Annotated in this window: 16 protein-coding genes; 11 read left to right on the top strand and 5 right to left on the bottom strand. The window is 33.7% G+C overall.

Annotated features, from left to right (window positions below; all coding sequences use genetic code 11):
* Position 1: 1 nt before the first annotated feature.
* From ACS5L2_RS07930 to ACS5L2_RS07920, 3 genes are all read right to left on the bottom strand, one after another.
* Positions 2 to 1,219, bottom strand: coding sequence for a methionine adenosyltransferase (locus ACS5L2_RS07930; protein ID WP_459201472.1), 1,218 nt, complete (start codon positions 1,217 to 1,219; stop codon positions 2 to 4).
* A 129-nt stretch (positions 1,220 to 1,348) separates the two neighbouring features.
* On the bottom strand, positions 1,349 to 2,533 hold the full coding sequence (locus ACS5L2_RS07925) for a bifunctional hydroxymethylpyrimidine kinase/phosphomethylpyrimidine kinase (RefSeq protein WP_459201471.1): 1,185 nt from the start codon (positions 2,531 to 2,533) through the stop codon (positions 1,349 to 1,351).
* A gap of 9 nt (positions 2,534 to 2,542) precedes the next feature.
* Positions 2,543 to 3,406, bottom strand: a complete 864-nt coding sequence (locus ACS5L2_RS07920) for a radical SAM protein (RefSeq protein ID WP_459201470.1) — start codon at positions 3,404 to 3,406, stop codon at positions 2,543 to 2,545.
* 185 nt (positions 3,407 to 3,591) lie between these two features.
* Between ACS5L2_RS07920 and ACS5L2_RS07915 the strand changes: the two genes are divergently transcribed.
* Positions 3,592 to 4,284: a DUF169 domain-containing protein gene (locus ACS5L2_RS07915; protein WP_459201469.1), complete on the top strand. Its 693-nt coding sequence runs from the start codon at positions 3,592 to 3,594 to the stop codon at positions 4,282 to 4,284.
* A gap of 15 nt (positions 4,285 to 4,299) precedes the next feature.
* On the opposite strand, the gene ACS5L2_RS07910 is transcribed toward ACS5L2_RS07915, so the two are convergent.
* Positions 4,300 to 5,670, bottom strand: a complete 1,371-nt coding sequence (locus ACS5L2_RS07910) for an MFS transporter (RefSeq protein WP_459201468.1) — start codon at positions 5,668 to 5,670, stop codon at positions 4,300 to 4,302.
* 74 nt (positions 5,671 to 5,744) lie between these two features.
* On the opposite strand from ACS5L2_RS07910, the gene ACS5L2_RS07905 reads away from it, so the two are divergent.
* From ACS5L2_RS07905 to ACS5L2_RS07890, 4 genes are all read left to right on the top strand, one after another.
* Positions 5,745 to 5,987: an MJ0307 family thioredoxin gene (locus ACS5L2_RS07905; protein ID WP_459201467.1), complete on the top strand. Its 243-nt coding sequence runs from the start codon at positions 5,745 to 5,747 to the stop codon at positions 5,985 to 5,987.
* A 115-nt stretch (positions 5,988 to 6,102) separates the two neighbouring features.
* Positions 6,103 to 6,918, top strand: a complete 816-nt coding sequence (locus ACS5L2_RS07900) for a sulfurtransferase TusA family protein (protein ID WP_459201466.1) — start codon at positions 6,103 to 6,105, stop codon at positions 6,916 to 6,918.
* A 13-nt stretch (positions 6,919 to 6,931) separates the two neighbouring features.
* Complete coding sequence (locus tag ACS5L2_RS07895) at positions 6,932 to 7,261, top strand: DUF5400 domain-containing protein (protein WP_459201465.1); 330 nt, start codon at positions 6,932 to 6,934, stop codon at positions 7,259 to 7,261.
* A gap of 31 nt (positions 7,262 to 7,292) precedes the next feature.
* Complete coding sequence (locus ACS5L2_RS07890) at positions 7,293 to 7,841, top strand: phosphatase PAP2 family protein (protein WP_459201464.1); 549 nt, start codon at positions 7,293 to 7,295, stop codon at positions 7,839 to 7,841.
* A 2-nt stretch (positions 7,842 to 7,843) separates the two neighbouring features.
* Here the strand turns inward: ACS5L2_RS07890 and ACS5L2_RS07885 are convergent, their stop codons facing one another.
* The gene (locus ACS5L2_RS07885) at positions 7,844 to 9,493 is read right to left on the bottom strand and encodes an ATP-binding cassette domain-containing protein (protein ID WP_459201463.1); all 1,650 of its coding nucleotides are present in this window, start codon (positions 9,491 to 9,493) and stop codon (positions 7,844 to 7,846) included.
* Positions 9,494 to 9,740: 247 nt separating this feature from the next.
* Here ACS5L2_RS07885 and ACS5L2_RS07880 point away from each other — a divergent pair, with 247 nt between their 5' ends.
* The 6 genes from ACS5L2_RS07880 (at position 9,741) to ACS5L2_RS07855 (ending at position 13,302) form a co-directional block, all read left to right on the top strand.
* A complete protein-coding gene (locus tag ACS5L2_RS07880; RefSeq protein ID WP_459201462.1) occupies positions 9,741 to 9,872 on the top strand; it encodes a hypothetical protein in 132 nt (43 codons plus the stop codon).
* Between the two features lie 232 nt (positions 9,873 to 10,104).
* Positions 10,105 to 10,461: a cation:proton antiporter subunit C gene (locus ACS5L2_RS07875; RefSeq protein WP_011171573.1), complete on the top strand. Its 357-nt coding sequence runs from the start codon at positions 10,105 to 10,107 to the stop codon at positions 10,459 to 10,461.
* 26 nt (positions 10,462 to 10,487) lie between these two features.
* On the top strand, positions 10,488 to 11,936 hold the full coding sequence (gene ehbF / locus ACS5L2_RS07870) for an energy conserving hydrogenase EhbF (RefSeq protein ID WP_459201461.1): 1,449 nt from the start codon (positions 10,488 to 10,490) through the stop codon (positions 11,934 to 11,936).
* 17 nt (positions 11,937 to 11,953) lie between these two features.
* On the top strand, positions 11,954 to 12,262 hold the full coding sequence (locus ACS5L2_RS07865) for a hypothetical protein (RefSeq protein WP_459201460.1): 309 nt from the start codon (positions 11,954 to 11,956) through the stop codon (positions 12,260 to 12,262).
* 9 nt (positions 12,263 to 12,271) lie between these two features.
* Complete coding sequence (locus ACS5L2_RS07860; protein ID WP_459201459.1) at positions 12,272 to 13,030, top strand: Na(+)/H(+) antiporter subunit B; 759 nt, start codon at positions 12,272 to 12,274, stop codon at positions 13,028 to 13,030.
* An 11-nt stretch (positions 13,031 to 13,041) separates the two neighbouring features.
* On the top strand, positions 13,042 to 13,302 hold the full coding sequence (locus tag ACS5L2_RS07855) for a hypothetical protein (RefSeq protein ID WP_459201458.1): 261 nt from the start codon (positions 13,042 to 13,044) through the stop codon (positions 13,300 to 13,302).

Genomic DNA, 13,302 nt, shown 5'->3' with positions numbered 1-13,302 from the left:
ATTAGAAAGTGGTTACGTTTCCGCTTACAATTCTTTCAGTTACTTCTGAAATGTTATCGAGCCATTTTTGTGCAATTTCGCTTGCTTTAGGGCTTAATTCTTCTAATTCAAATCCATTTTCAGGAATAATTTCAATGTCAAGGATTTTTGGTTCAGTAATTGGTTTTCCAATCTGGCTTAAAATCCTGATCTGGCATTCTTTTACTCCTTCGATTTTAGCAACATCTGCTGCAATAATGTTTGATAAGATGTTGTAGATTTTTCCAATGTGGTTAATTGGGTTTTTACCGCTTGTAGCTTCCATACTCATTGGTCTGAATGGCGTGATAAGTCCGTTTGCCCTGTTTCCTCTTCCTACTGAACCATCGTCACCCATTTCTGCGGAAGTTCCAGTAACTGTTAAGAAGATACATTCTTCGTCATCATCTGCAGTGTTGATGCATACTTCTAATTCATGACCATCTAAGTATTTTTTAGCGTTTTCTTCAACTTTTGCCTTTGCAAGTTCCTTAACTTTCACGTAATCTGCGCATGAGTTTACGTATTTATCGACAGCAGCCATTGCAATTGTTAAAGTGATTTTTTTGCCTTCTCTAAGTCCCATAACTTTAATGTCTTCCCCAACTGCAGGGATTTCCGCTTTTAAAGCATCGCTGTTTAATAATTTTTCAGTTTCTAAAACGATTTTTTCAGTTGTACTTAATGGAGCGTGGCCTACACCAAATGAAGTGTCGTTTGCGTGTGGAATTTCGCTTCTTTTTCTGTCGAATACTTCAACTAAGTCTACTGAACCCTGTCCGATTCTGCAGTCAACAACAACGTCCTTTTCAAGGTCTATGTTTCTTAAAGCTTTTTTCAAGTAGTCTCTTGCAGCATTTACTGCCGTGGTATTAACCGGTAATTTAATAATTTTTCCGCTTTCTTTGTCTAAAACTTCCATTGTAGCTCTTCCTGAGAGCAAGATGTAAATTGGGCTTACCATGCATCCGCCGCCAAGTTGGGGGTATGCGTAACCTCCAACAAGCTCAACCTGGTCTGTGTTGTGGTGTAAAACTACGCCCATTTTTTCTTTGTACATTTTGCATAATGCAACACTTACACTTTCTGCAATACCATCGCAAATACTGTCAGGGTGGCCTATTCCCTTCCTTTCTACGATTTCTACAGGGGTTTCATCAATTGGGGTTCTTTCCAATCTTTTAACAACGATATTTGCCAATAAAATCACCGTTTAAATTTATGGTACTCTCGATAAAAATACTAAAACCATAATTGAATTAATATTATTTAAACTTACCTTTTGTAAAATAACATGAAAATTCCGATAAAAAATGGAATTTTTTTAATTTTATGGGTTCTTAACAATTTTTTCCATTTCTTGAAGCTTTTTAGCAATTTCCACGGAATTATTCCCGAGAATTATCAATACTGGTTTTTTTCCTTCAAAATACAAAATATCGGGAAAGTTTTCATCAGAATTGGCACAATTTGTCAAAGTTGAAATAATATTGTTTTTTTCCAAATTATCGATTAAACACATTGAAAACACTGAATTTTTTAATTTATTAATTAATAATTCACCGCATTTTATTTTTCCACAAGCCCTTATTTTTGGATTAACTTCTTTCAAAGTTAAAAGTATTTTTGAAAGGTTATCTGAAATTCCAAATTTAATTTTTCCATCATTTGTTATTTTACCAATGTCTGAATAGTTTTTTGGTAATAAAATACTTTCAACAAGATTTAATTTTTCAAAACCTGAATTTTCCATGTTTTTAAGTAAATTTAAAGCGTATGATAAATTTTTTTCAACAGAGTTTCTATTGATATATGTTGGATTTGAATTGTATCCAAATTTTGTTTTTTCTGCGTAAACCACAGAACCGAGTACAAATTCTTTTGCCGATTTTATTGAATTTTCAATCGTCATTCCATTGGATAAAAAACAGGTAATTGCAGATGCGTACGTACAGCCAGTTCCATGGACCTCTTTTTCTACGTATTTTCCAGTTATGCTGATTTTTTTATTATTAATCTTTAAAATGTCTGTTTTTCCGGTTACAAGCACATTAATATCATTTAAATTGAATTTAGACGTTTCAAACATTTTTTCAATGATTTCAAACTCTTTTAAATTTGGAGTTATCAAAAAGCACCCTTTAAAAAATTCCAAATACTTTTTAATTAACATATCATCCGAAAATTCGAAATTTGTGGTTGATTTTAAAACAGGATCACAAATTATGTTAAAACCATATTTTTTTTTAAATTCTAAAAGAATGTCAATTGAATCATCAGTCAAAACTCCGGTTTTAACCCAAGCAACATCAAAATCTTCAAAAATTGCATCAAACTGTGCTTTTATCTCTTCTTTTGGTAAATCCCTTTTTAAAAAAACTTTATTATTGTTTTGTGGGATAATCGAAGTAATTATTGAAAGAGGATTTTTATTCAGTTCTTTTATTGTTTTTGCATCTGCAACGATTCCTGCACCGCCTGTCGGGTCAAAACCTCCAACTGTCAAGATATTCATAAAAACCACCTAAAATAAAATTGGCGTGTATTCTCTTTTTATTACTGGAACTTCTGAAACACAGTCGCTATTTATTGAATTTAGTATAAATCCATCCATTGTTTTTAAATAAACAAGTAAACATCCTTTAATTGTAACATTTACGTTTGGAGCAACTTTTTTGATTTTTTCAACTAAAAGTAATAAATCTTTTATTTTTCCAACATTTTCAAGATTCCCCACCTTTTCAAGTTCATCTAAATTTTCTGGGTGGATTACAAGCTGGTGAACCATCATTTCAGAAACTCCAATTTCATTTAACATTTCACCAAGTTTTACTAATTCTTCATCGTTAAAACCCGGGATATAAACTGATCTTACAATTGTATGGAAATATTTTGAAGAGAGTTTTATATTTTCAAAAACTTTTTCAAAAGTATCTTCTTTTACAAGTTTTTCATGCGTTTTTTTGTCCGATGCACTTAAACTGATCATTATCATGTCTAAACCGAGCTCTTTAAAGTCTTTTAAAAGTTCTTCATTTAAAAGTGCCCCATTGGTCTGTAAATCGCATCTTAATCCTTTAGATTTTACATATTTAATTGCATTTTTTACTTTTTCAGGATACATCAGTGGTTCGCCGTACTGGCTTATGGTAACTGCTTTAAATTTACTTAAATCTCCGTATAATCCGGATTTTACACTCGTTAAATTGGAATAACAGAATATACAGTTATGATTACATTCTTGTGTTATTTCGATAGTCGGGTGGTGGTGTGGGTCTTCATTTTTTAGATCCATTCCTTCGCAACCAATACAGTGTCTTATAACTTTTAAATCACTTACAATATTTTCCAAACGGTCACAAATCTCATTTCTTAACGTTATTTTCAAAATACCACCAGATTATTTCGAAAGATATTTATTTTTCAATTCTTAAAATTTATACTGAATATAAAGATATATAGACAAATGGTAGTTGTGTATAGTTTTAACACAAATGAAAACATTTATATATTACGGATGTTTATAGTTGTGTGTAAATTATACACAAGTAGATATAACGGAATGGTGAGAGTATGGAAATTAAAAAAATTCAAGAACTCGGAAAAAAACTTCAAGACATTTTAGCACTTGAAAAACCTGCAACAGCAGTTAAACTTGCAAAATCAAAAGAAGAAATTCCAGAAGGTTATTCTGAAATTGAAAAGCCAATAAGACACTGTGAAATGATTCAAACTGCAAGAACCGAAGGTAAGAAGTTCTACGCAACAGTTGAAAAACAGGCATGCAAAGGGGGAGCTTACGCAATTGGAATTTTACAAAACCCTCCTGAACCATTAAAAACAGGTGTTTTATACCACAACTTAGGAAACTTCCCAACGGAAGAAGCAGCAATTAAAACCGTTCAGGCAATTCCAAGAGTTAAGGAAGCAATTTACGCAGGAGTTTACGCACCATTAAATGAAACAGACTTTGAACCTGACAGCATTGTAGTTTTAGTAACTCCAAAACAGGGTTTAAGACTTACTCAAGCACTTAATTACGCAGCAGGCGGCAGGTTCCAGGCCGACTTTGCAGGAATTCAATCTTTATGTGCTGATGCAGTGGCCGCTGTAAAAACAAGGGGTGTAGCAAACGCAACACTTGGATGCAACGGTTCAAGAGCTTACGCGCACATTAAAGACGACGAACTCGTATTTGCATTCCCTATTTCAGACCTTGAAAATGTAGTTTCAGCACTTGAATATTTCAAAGAAAAATGGAATTAAATAAAAAATAATTAATTAATTTTGATTTCTGATATTTTTTCTTGCAAGTGACGCAAAAATTCCAATTGCGCAAAGAATTGCAGAAACTTTAAATGATGCAATTATTCCTTCAAGAAATAGCGGGCTGAATTCTCCAGAGATGGAATTATTTCCGACATAAAGTGCAATTAATACAGTTATTATTGCCATACTGGTCATCTGGCCTAAAATCCGTACAGTTGCAAGCATTGCGGAAGCAACTCCTGCAAATTTCCTTTCAACCGAACTCATTATTGCATTCGTGTTTGGGGAGCTAAATACTGCAAATCCAAATCCAAGAAGTACTAAATTCAGAATTATCTGGTAAATGCTTGTATCTAACCGGATAAATGTAAATAATGCCAGTCCAACACAGGTAATTCCCATTCCAAGGGATGCTAAAATTCTTGGTTCAATTTTATCGGATAATTTTCCGGTAACTGGTGAAAATATCGCCTGTACAAGGGGCTGTGATAGCAGAATTAATCCTGCATCTTGAGCAGAAAATCCTCTCAAACTCTGAAGATAAAAACTTATCAAAAAGCCCACTGCATAAGTTGCACCGTAATTTAAGAGTGCAGCAAGATTTGACATTGAAAATGCAAGGTTTCCCGTGATAAGTTTGATATTTAAGATTGGATTTTTGGTAGTGTATTCTCTATGGACAAATATTGAACCAAAAAGCAGGGATGCCAATATAAAGATTGAACCATTTGAACTGAACGTTATAAATCCATATACCAAGAATACGAGCGAAATCATGTATGTAATTGAGCCGAAATAATCAAAAGTTTCGCCTTTTGCATCACACCACTCGTTTAAAACGTATTTTTTGGCAATAATGTACGTTATAATTCCAATAAGTCCTGAAAATAAAAATATACTTCTCCACCCAAAGTAATGGGTTAAAATTCCTCCAAGGAATGGCCCTAAACTAAGGCCAATGTAAACTGTGGCAATATTAATTCCGAGGGCTTTTCCTCTTTCGTTTAGGGGATAAACTGAAGTTAAAATTGCAATAGCAGTTCCAAATATCATGGCGCTACCTATTCCCTGGAGCACTCGCACAATAATCAGATGATTAATCGACCCTGAAAATATTCCCATTAACGATGATAATCCAAAAATTAACAATCCATTTAGTAAAATTCGCTTTCTACCTATAATATCTGCAATTCTTCCAACTGGGAGCAGAAGTGCAGAACTTGCAAGCAGAAATGATGTTACAAGCCACCCTAATAGAATAGTATCGGCTGAAAATTCTGTTCCAATACTTGGAAGCGCAAGATTTAGTGCAGTGCCCATGAAAGGGGTTAAAAATGATGAAATTGCGGCAACTGCTGCCACCATGGATTTTTCGTTTCGCATTTGAATCGCCAAATATATATTGTCCTAATCATATACTTTATTTAAGCAAATAAAAAAAACTATCGGGTGAATTTATGGTAAAAGTTGAAGTATTTACATCACCAATGTGTCCACACTGCCCAGCAGCTAAAAGAGTGGTTGATGAAGTTGCAAAAGAAATTGGGGGAATTGAAGTTGTACATATTAATGTAATGGAACATCCTGAAAAGGCAGCAGAACTTGGAATCATGGCAGTTCCAACCGTTGCAATAAATGGGGAAGTTAAGTTTGTTGGCGCACCAACAAAAGATGCATTAATCGCAGAACTTAAAAAATAACCTATTTTATATATTTTATCTAATTTTAATTCAATTTTAAAAATCAGGAAAGGTTGAAAACACATAAAGAATGGTTGTGCATAATAATGACATATCTACAAATTATGGTGTAATCATGATAAAAGAGATAAACGTAAAATCACTCAGAAGTCCTGCAATGCTTGTAGAAAAAGTAATCGAGAAAACAGACGGCGGAATTTTGATAATCGAAACCGATGGAGATTCCCAAATCAATGAAATTTCCGAATTAATCAAAAAAATGGGATACAAAATGGAAGTTGACGGAACAAATGTTAAGATAAGCATCGGAGAAATTGAAGCTTCAAAATCCATAAATGTTGTTGGAGCAAGCTGTCCTGGTCCGATTTTAATGGTTGGTGAAGTTTTAGAAAGAATGAATGTTGGTGAAGTTTTAGAAATAATTGCAGGTCCAAATGCATTTACTGATCTAACAGAAGGACTGAAAAGCATGGGAAATGACATACTTTCCGCAGAAAAGACGGATGATGGAAATTACAAGATTTTAATCAAAAAAGAAGAAAAGAAAAAAGAGCTCGGAGTTTCAGTTGATATCGATGAGGTATTTATTATCAACATGACTGGAACAGGAAATGCTGAAAAAGCATATGCAACTTTCATGATGGCAGACGTAGCTCAGAACATGAAATTGAAGCCAACTATCTTTTTAATGTTTGATGGAGCAAGTTTAGCATTAAAAGGAGAATGTGACAAGGTAAAACACCCTGCATTCCCAAAATTAGGCGATAAATTAAGAACTGCAATAAAAGCAGGAGTTAAAATCTACGTGTGTGAAATGAGCTCTGAATTCAGGGGCGTTGATAAAAAACTTGAAGACGGAATCGAAATTGCCGGAGCACCCACATTCTTTAGATTTCTTTCAAAACCAAATGCAAGGCCAGTATGGTTATAATTAAGGTGAAAATATGTCAGACGTAACAATGCTTGTATCATTAGCTTTAATTTTTGGTTCAATGCTTTCCGGATTTGCAACATTTAGAATGAGTGGAATGAGGTTAATGCCGCACTTCATAGCTTTAATTTTGGCATTTATACTTACTATTGGAACATTTGTAACTTCAAATACGATAGTATTCTACTTAGCAATCTTATTCCAGATTTTAGCACCGATAACGGTTTGTGGAACGATATGCAATATTATAAAGACCCAGTACCAAACTACAGGGATATATTCGTCCCACCTCGCATTAATGGGAATGCTGATTGTAATGGCGATTGGAAACCTTTTAATGTAATTTTACCATTATAGAATTTGGTGAAATTTTAATGTTACTACAAAGCTTACAAAAAACGGATATTGATTTATTTTATTTAGTAAATTCGGGGGTTAAAAACCCCTTTTTTGATTTTTTAACCATTTTTATAAGTGACACCGTATACATTTCGATTTTGTTACTTTCTTATTTTTTATTTAAAAATGATAAAAAAGTTTTAATCCAAGTTTTATTTGCAATGTTTCTTTTATCCCTCCTTGTATTTGCCATAAAATATGGAATAAGTGAGCCACGTCCTTACGAAATATTAGAAGGAGTAATTCTTTTAAAATATATGGGAACACAGCCGTCTTTTCCAAGCGGGCACACAACACTTGCATTTGGGTTTTGGATAATTTTTACGAGAAATATTAAAAATTCAAGCAATTTAGATTCAAAAAAGTCATTTAAAATAATCCTGTTACTTTTATGGGCATTTTTGGTTGCATTTAGCAGAGTTTATGTTGGTGTGCATTTCCCACACGACGTGCTTGGAGGAATGATTATTGGAATAGTATTTGGATACATTTTCATTAGATTTTCAGAAAAAATTATAAAATAAGTTTATTGATTCATAAATTTTGAATTACTTCTTTCAATGAATTTTTCACACACTTCTTCTGGATTTCCTTCCATCAAGAGTTTTCCTTCATCAATTAATATCGCACGGTCACTTATCTCTTTTATTAACTCAACGTGGTGGCTTATTAGTATAATCGTGGTTCCAACGGTATCATTTATCTTTTTGAGGTAGTTTGAAACTTCTCGTAAGGTTAAAGGGTCGAGGTCTCCAAAAGGTTCATCCAAAAGTAAAATTTCGGGTTCCAATGCAAGTTGAAGCGCCATTGCAACTCTTACTTTTTCCCCACCGCTCAATTCAGTTGGTTTTTTGTTCAAAGTTTCTCTATTCAAGTCAAGCGCATCTAAAAGTTCATTAGCATCGTATTCAACAGGTTTTGCGGGGAAAAGCTTTCTTACAACCATTTCAGAAATTCCGATTTTGTCAAGCTTGTTTCTCATTTCAGTTTCTGGAAGGTCTAACAGCTGGTAGAGACCATCAACCATTTTCGGGGAAATTCCAAGTTCAGCAGCTTTTAATTTTGCACTTTCAACTGTTTCTATGCTTTTTACCCCTATTCTATATTTTAAAAGTTCGTTTACGGTTAAATAATGTGAAAGGGAAAATTCCTGATGCATAATCCCGATTTTTCTTCTTAAATTCATCCTGTTCCATCCAAAATCTTTTAAATCGATTCCTTCAAGTTTAACTACCCCCTTATCAGGCGCTTCAAGTCCTGCAAGAAGTCTTAAAATTACGGATTTTCCTGTTCCGCTTGGGCCAAGAATTGATAAAATTTCTTTTTCTTTAACTTCAAAAGAAATATCTTTTAAATTTAGTGTTTCTCCACCATTTACAACATAATATCTTTTAGATGCGTTTTCAACTTCTACGATAGTTTTTTCAGTAGGTTTAGATATTCTATCGTACTTTTCAACCATATCTTTTAAAAATTCGTCAATTACTTTTTCCGGAGTATCTCTCATTGTTATTTTCCCGTTTTCAAGTAAAATGCAGGATTTACATAAATATTTATGAATTTCTGGAAGGTGTGAAGTTACAATGATTGTAACTCCTAATTTTTCGTTGATATTTTTTAAAACATCTAATAAAATCTGTTTTGAAGCAGGACAGGCCATTGTAGCAGGTTCATCGAGTAAAAGTACTCCCTCTCCGTTTTTCGCGTAAATTTTTGCAATCTGCCTTCCCAAAATGAGCCTTTGTTTTTCTCCGCCACTCAAAATGTTTGAGTAAGCGTCCTTTTTATGTTCCAATCCAACTAATTTTAAAATTTCTGTAGCATCTTTCCTATATTCTTCCATTTCTTCTTCTACAGGAAGGCCTTCATCGGAATTGGTTCTAACTGCGTAGAGTTTTCTTATAATATTGTTTATTGCAGGTTCTGCCCACAAAGCAAAATTTCTTTGAAGGTGAATTGCAGTAATTTCTCTTAAATTTTCCGTTTTTCCAGAAACTTCGATTTTTCCGTCGTCAAAACTTTCAGTTCCTCGAAGTATCTTTATGAGAGTCGTTTTTCCAGCACCGGATTTTCCGATAATGCCTAATATATCTCCTTTTTTAACGTCAAAACTGATATTATCAAGAGCAACCTTTTCTCCATATGTTTTTGTTAAATTCTCGACTTTTACGGCCATAATTATCACGCAGGGGTATTTTTATAATCTTTAAAGAATCTGAATATAAATACTAACTGCTTGCGAAAATATAAAAGTGTCGTTATTATTTTTTCAAAAGATACCCTTTTTTAAACTCATTTTTTGAAATTAATTCTGATAAATATCCAGTTTAAGAAGTTTAATTTAAAAAAATCCGATTTTAAGTTGATAATATATAAATAAATCTACAAAAATATCTATAATCGTAAAAAACGGGGTGATAGTAATGCCTGATGAAAAAAGACGGGCAGAACAAAAAAAGCAAGAAGGACGGCAGAAACAGGCCAAGCAGGAACGCCAATCCCAACAGAGAAAAAGCGAAGAAATGAAGAAAAAAGAAGGAGAACACAAAAAATAACTAATTTTTTTATTTTTTCGAAATTAACAGGTTTTAAAAAATATAGTTTATATTCCGACTTTTTTAAACCATTTTATTCAATTTTGAATTTAAAATCGCGTCGATTGCATTTACCATAACCTATATATATTTAGTTTTTTAAAGGTATTTATCATTATAATTAATGATAGATTAAGAGGATTTTTAAATTTAACATTTTAAATCGAGTTTTTCAGTCCCTGACGGTGGTAATATGGATTTACAACTTGCTTCCTTTATAACTGCAGGTATTTTAATTGTTATCGGGTTATACGGGACTTTCTTTGTTGATAACGTTCTAAAAAAAATTATCGCACTTTCTGCGCTTGGAAATGGCGTAAATTTGACACTGATTGCGATAGGGTACACTGGCGGAATAGTTCCTATAAAGGCACCGGAAATGGAATTTGCCCTGTTTTCAACTCTTGCAAGTTATCCGCTTCCACAAGCGCTGGTTCTTACAAATATCGTTATCGAAGCTTCGATGCTCGCAATAATGCTCGGACTTTCAATAGTATTCTACAAAAAATATAAAACATTAAAATCTTCAGAAATCTTAAAAGAAGACTAACGATTTAACTTCAAACGGTGAGCTCAATGAACTTACTTCCCCTGATTGTAGTTTTTCCTATGTTCGTGGCCATCATATTCAATTATCTTAACGGGAAAGATAAATTAATCAGGCCAATGACGTTTTTAATGGCTATTGTATTGTTAACACTTCCATTTATTGGATCTTACGGAATTTACAACTTTGGAGCCCATGGCTTAGAAAACGGCCTTATTTCAGGAATCTCTTACATTTATACTCCCGTGAAACAGCTTATTATCACCGTTATAATGTTAATCGGCTCTTTAGTATTGATAACAGGACTCGATGAAAAAAAATCAAGCGGCCTTTCTGTAGCTTTAATGTTGATGGGTTTAGCAAGTGTTTCAGCAGTTATTTTAGCAGATGACCTGTTTAACATCTACGTATTTTATGAGATAGCTGCGATTGCACAAACTGGGCTTGTTATCGCGTCAGGTACAGAAAAAGCTTACAGGTCTGCTTTTAGATATTTAATACTCGGAAATTTTGCAGGTTCAATTCTTCTTCTTGGAGTTTCAATGCTTTTAGCAGCAACTGGAACTTTAAACATCACGGATATGCACAATTTCCTTTTAAACAATCCTGCAACTCCAACAATTTATGGTGGACTTGTAATGCTTATTATCGGGCTTTGTTATGGTAGCGGTCTTCCACCATTCCACACGGTAAAAGCAGATATTTACGCAAGAGCAAAACCGTTTATTGCAGCAATGCTTCAAACTTACTCAAAATTCGTGCTTGTTGCGTTGTTACTTGTAATTCTCAAGTTATTTGGTGGACTTTCGTATTTTACAAATGCACACGGTGTTCTGATTGCACTTTCCGTTTTAGGAATGGTTTTCGGAGTGGTAATGGCATTATTACAAACTGATTATAAAAAACTGCTTGCATACCACGCTATAAGTCAAGGTGGATATGTTGCAGCGGGGATTGCACTTGGAACTCCTCTTGGAATTGTTGCAGGAATATTTCACGCGATAAACCACGTTATTTATAAAAGTGCCCTGTTTTTGGGCGCTCATTTAGTTGAAAGAAGAAAGGAAGGAAATTTAAACAAACTTGGTGGCCTTCTTCCAGTAATTCCGGCAACTGCATTCATGGTTTTATGTGCAAAACTTGCAATTAGTGGTGTACCACCATTCAACGGATTTCAAAGTAAATTACTGCTTGCAGAAGCTGCAATGAATGTAAATATGCCTGAACTTGCAATTATTATGATTATCGTGAGCATTGGAACGTTTGTATCCATGATGAAGGCATTTTACTTAATTTACTTAAAGCCTTGCAGTCAGGAACAGATTGAAGAATATAAACAAGCAAAACCTTCAAAATATGCGGTATTTTCGCTTGCAGTTTTGACATTTTTGTGCATACTTTTAGGTATCTTCCCAAACCTTGCAACAGACATAATTTATCCATTTGCAAATGAAATTGGACGGGTATGGACATTATAGTCTGATTTGGTGATAAAATGACTTACGGCGATTTCAAAAAAGAAATGGACGAACAAAACCACGGAGATGGAATTTCTGTTGGTGCAGTTTTAACGGCTGAATTTACGCTTTACGGATTTTTAATCCTTTCATTATATATAATTTTGAGAGTTTATGGAAATCCCCTGTTGGTACTTATCGGTCTTTTGGTCATCGGTTTAGCGTACTCCTGGATGCCCTTAATATTCAAATTCCAAAAAGAAAATTCAAACGATGTAAATAACCAGCTTTTCTGGCTTTCAATGTTTTCAGGAATTCTGACAATGGTTATTTACTTTGCCAGATAAGGTGGTAAAATGACTCAAAAAAGAGAAATTGCAGTTTTTCTGTCATTTGTATTCTTTGGATCGGCAATATTATATTCATTATTTAATATAAGTGTCGTAGAAGGCGTAAATTATATTTATACTCAAAATTACATCGTTCCAAACTTGATAACCGCAGTCCTGTTTGACTGGAGAGGTTTTGATACTCTCGGGGAATGTATGATTCTTGTAACATCCGTTTTAGTTACAGGAATGGTTTTTGGAAGGGGATTATTCGAAACAGAATTTTTAAAAGAAGTTTATTCGGGTTCTAAAACAGAGGATACGGGACTTGGATTTACTTCGATAATTAAAGTTTTAGCGATGCCTTTCAGTATTATATTAATGGCTTTAGGAATTTCCATAATTTTGGGCGGACACATAACTCCCGGTGGAGGATTCCAGGGCGGTTCATTAATTGCAGCAGCGTATATATTGAGCATCGTTGCATTTGGTTCAAAAACTCCTATTAAATTCAAACACAACTTTTTGGAGTCGTTAGAATCTTTTGGAGCGATTTTGTTCATGTTTTTAGGTGTTCTTGGAATAATTGTTTCAGGATACTACCTCTTTAATTTTGGAGATTTATTTGGATACCCTGTATTTTTATCCCCTGCAGGGCTTGAAAATACTGGAATTATTCCTTATTTAAATATTGCAGTAGGTTTAAAAGTTTTAGCAGGTCTTTCAACAATTACCTTCTTATTGACTGGTGAAAAAGTGGTTAAAGACTATATTGTTGAGGAATAGTCGGTGATACAATGTATAATTTTGCACTCAATCAAATAATGTCTTTAAATTTGAATTTTGTGGCCATTATTGGCGTTTTAGTCGGTCTTCTCTTGGGATTAAAAATAGAAAATAAAAATAATGTAATATTATGGTTGGTTGGAGCGTTATTTATTTCGTATTTAATGGGCCCAACTCCATATTACAATGCAATACCCTTTTCACACATATTTTTCTCAGGGATTGTTGGAATTTTAATTGGTAGTGGAATTAAAGGTCTTTTTAGGCGATAA

The sequence above is a fragment of the Methanococcus mangrovi genome (genome assembly GCF_054506835.1).
The sequence above is the reverse complement of the archived record's forward strand: the minus strand, read 5'-3'. Positions and strand labels throughout refer to the sequence as shown.

What these genes read in the sequence shown, in the direction of transcription:
- ACS5L2_RS07925 (WP_459201471.1), bottom strand. Translation starts at nt 2,533, where the DNA reads ATGAATATCTTGACAGTTGGAGGTTTTGACCCGACAGGCGGTGCAGGA.
- ACS5L2_RS07915 (WP_459201469.1), top strand. Translation starts at nt 3,592, where the DNA reads ATGGAAATTAAAAAAATTCAAGAACTCGGAAAAAAACTTCAAGACATT.
- ACS5L2_RS07910 (WP_459201468.1), bottom strand. Translation starts at nt 5,670, where the DNA reads ATGCGAAACGAAAAATCCATGGTGGCAGCAGTTGCCGCAATTTCATCA.
- ACS5L2_RS07905 (WP_459201467.1), top strand. Translation starts at nt 5,745, where the DNA reads ATGGTAAAAGTTGAAGTATTTACATCACCAATGTGTCCACACTGCCCA.
- ACS5L2_RS07900 (WP_459201466.1), top strand. Translation starts at nt 6,103, where the DNA reads ATGATAAAAGAGATAAACGTAAAATCACTCAGAAGTCCTGCAATGCTT.
- ACS5L2_RS07895 (WP_459201465.1), top strand. Translation starts at nt 6,932, where the DNA reads ATGTCAGACGTAACAATGCTTGTATCATTAGCTTTAATTTTTGGTTCA.
- ACS5L2_RS07890 (WP_459201464.1), top strand. Translation starts at nt 7,293, where the DNA reads ATGTTACTACAAAGCTTACAAAAAACGGATATTGATTTATTTTATTTA.
- ACS5L2_RS07885 (WP_459201463.1), bottom strand. Translation starts at nt 9,493, where the DNA reads ATGGCCGTAAAAGTCGAGAATTTAACAAAAACATATGGAGAAAAGGTT.
- ACS5L2_RS07880 (WP_459201462.1), top strand. Translation starts at nt 9,741, where the DNA reads ATGCCTGATGAAAAAAGACGGGCAGAACAAAAAAAGCAAGAAGGACGG.
- ACS5L2_RS07875 (WP_011171573.1), top strand. Translation starts at nt 10,105, where the DNA reads ATGGATTTACAACTTGCTTCCTTTATAACTGCAGGTATTTTAATTGTT.
- ehbF (WP_459201461.1), top strand. Translation starts at nt 10,488, where the DNA reads ATGAACTTACTTCCCCTGATTGTAGTTTTTCCTATGTTCGTGGCCATC.
- ACS5L2_RS07865 (WP_459201460.1), top strand. Translation starts at nt 11,954, where the DNA reads ATGACTTACGGCGATTTCAAAAAAGAAATGGACGAACAAAACCACGGA.
- ACS5L2_RS07860 (WP_459201459.1), top strand. Translation starts at nt 12,272, where the DNA reads ATGACTCAAAAAAGAGAAATTGCAGTTTTTCTGTCATTTGTATTCTTT.
- ACS5L2_RS07855 (WP_459201458.1), top strand. Translation starts at nt 13,042, where the DNA reads ATGTATAATTTTGCACTCAATCAAATAATGTCTTTAAATTTGAATTTT.